Origin of the sequence: Pararhodobacter sp. SW119 (genome assembly GCF_017811755.1) — a bacterium.
Taxonomy (GTDB): Bacteria; Pseudomonadota; Alphaproteobacteria; order Rhodobacterales; family Rhodobacteraceae; genus Pararhodobacter.
The window spans coordinates 1-2205 of the sequence record NZ_JADDJF010000129.1; the positions used below are offsets into that span (position 1 = coordinate 1).

At 61.2% G+C, this 2205-nt stretch carries 3 protein-coding genes; all 3 read right to left on the reverse strand.

What is annotated here, in order from left to right; all coding sequences use genetic code 11:
- The coding region (locus tag IM708_RS20745) for a hypothetical protein (protein WP_209428450.1) at window positions 1–224 on the reverse strand (224 nt) is incomplete at its 3' end.
- Window positions 225–790: 566 nt separating this feature from the next.
- Window positions 791–1753, reverse strand: coding sequence for a putative zinc-binding metallopeptidase (locus IM708_RS20750; protein ID WP_209428451.1), 963 nt, complete (start codon window positions 1751–1753; stop codon window positions 791–793).
- A 240-nt stretch (window positions 1754–1993) separates the two neighbouring features.
- Window positions 1994–2205: hypothetical protein (locus IM708_RS20755; RefSeq protein ID WP_209428452.1), on the reverse strand; the 212-nt coding region annotated here is incomplete at its 5' end.

Here is a 2205-nt window from a genome sequence, read left to right on the forward strand (position 1 = left end):
TCTAAGCGTACGGCGACTTGCGACGGGTCCGCCAGGCGGAGGAACATCGTGCCGGCGACGGCGACCGTGAGGGAGGCGAAGGCCGCGAGCCAGACGAACATCTCGGCGATGTAATCTTGGCCGATGCCCTGGAAGTGCGACACGCCCCGGAGCGCGAGAATGATGTAGGCTTGGGCCTCAGTTTCGTTGATGGCGCCGCCCGGCTTTATAATGGGCGCTTCCAACTCCTGAGTCGTCCGGGGCGCGGAACCTGTGACCGCTTGATTCTGCCGCTTGCTGGGGAATAGCCAAGGCGACAGTTCCTTGGTCTACGCTAATGCCCCGGTCCCCGGTAGGTCGCACTTGGTCGAATGGCGGCTTGCACCAGATGCTGCGACGGCATTGCCGCATGTGCATTGGTCCGCTGTCCGCCCGTCCACTTTGGCGTCGCCGCAGCTGCGAACAAATACGGAGCAGTCGCAGCGAATGACCGGAAGGTCCGCAGACTGCCAATAACCTTTCGGCGCAAGCTCCAGTCCTCGTCAAGCCGCATGGGGCACAGGTCTCATCAGCTACCTCGCGCGAGTCCGAAGTGCATCGGCAGGCGGCCGAGGGCTGCGCGATCTGAGCAGAACCAGAGCGGACACGATGACTGCCCATTTGGGCAGAGGTAGCATGTCAAAAAAAAACGTCCGCTTTCCGAAATCAGCAACCTTCTCGCCTGCGTGCGAGCGTGGCGAACGCCCTTTTGATGGCCGCATGGCTTCACCACCTCAACGCACACAAGCCACCGTGTTCCCAGCGTGGTCTGTTATCGCCCATGAGCACCCCTCCGCAGCCAATCATGTACGAATGCGAGTTTGCGTTGCGCAGTCTCCGACAACATGAACGGATAGACATCAGACAATCCCATGGAGCGGTTGATGTGATTAACACCCACGACCAGCCCAACAGCGACACGGATCAGCTTTCTTGCATCCGACTCGGCATAGGGGTCCCATCGCGGATATGGTAGTTCCGCTGAGCCAAGCCCAGCGGCGACACTGTCACAGATATCTGTCAGGTGAAGCAGATGAGCGGCCGTCTCGGCCCAGTCCTCGTGCGGATGCGCCGAGGCATAGGTGGTGAGGTAATGCTGCCGCCAGTCAACAGGTGGTCCGTTGCCGTAGTGGCGCTGCAGCGCTGCCTGATAATCCGCCCGCTCGTCGCCGAACATGGAACGGAACGCATCAAGAAAATCAGCCCGTAAGCTGAGACGCCACCAGAGCATATGCGCGATCTCGTGGCGCATGTGTCCGATCATGGTCCGGTAGGGTTCGTGCAATGCTTCGCGGCGGGTCGTGCTCAATACCGGATCAGCCTCGGCCACACTGATGGTCACCACGCCGTCAGCATGGCCCATCAGGACAGGAGTAGGACCTTCGGCCAGCATGTTAAAAACAGGACGCGTGCCTGAATCCTCGGGACGGAACCAGTGCCAGCGGCCGAGATTGTCGATAACCCAGCGCTTCGCTGCCTCGGTCTTGGCCCAGTTCGGCACCGCGTTAGGAATTGAGGTCTCGGGAGCCAGAGCCGTCATTGCGCAGGACCGGCAGAACGCGCCCGGTTCCGGTGCAATCCAGTTGCAGCCGATGATCTCGCGATTGGCGCAGTACGGGGGCACGGGAACGAACGCGCGCGCCTGAGGGTCGTAGGCAACCGGGGTGCCGTCCGCTGTGGCGGTGTTGTCGAACCAGAGCACGCCGGGCCCGACCGGGTTGGCAAAAACCTGCATGCAACACAAGCTCCCTTGAATCTTCGATCTGGCAAGACGCTCGAGGCTCCAATCCTCGTCTCCACGGATAACGTAAATCGGAGGGCTAGCTTGCAGCAGCCCTGCGAGCGCGATGAGTGTGCGGCGACAGATACCTAACCTGAGACCGAGCAAAACGTTCCTCGAGTCGAGAGGAAGCGACTGACACTCGGCTCGGCCAAACTCAGGCCCCTGCCTCAGCCGGATGTGAAGTCATGCGTGTCATGATCGGTCGGATGTGCCGCTGTTCGGGGTGAGCAGATTGTCTTTGGCTTCCGGGAGGTCAGACACCTGGGCCTGGCGCTTCAACTCACCTTCCTCCGACTTCAGATTCCCCTCTCCAGTGGAGACTGTCACAGCGTCGTCGACGGGGGCGGGGGCGCGCGGCATGTTTGTGAGCCCTCCGGATTCGACAGGGAACCGGTGTATTGGCA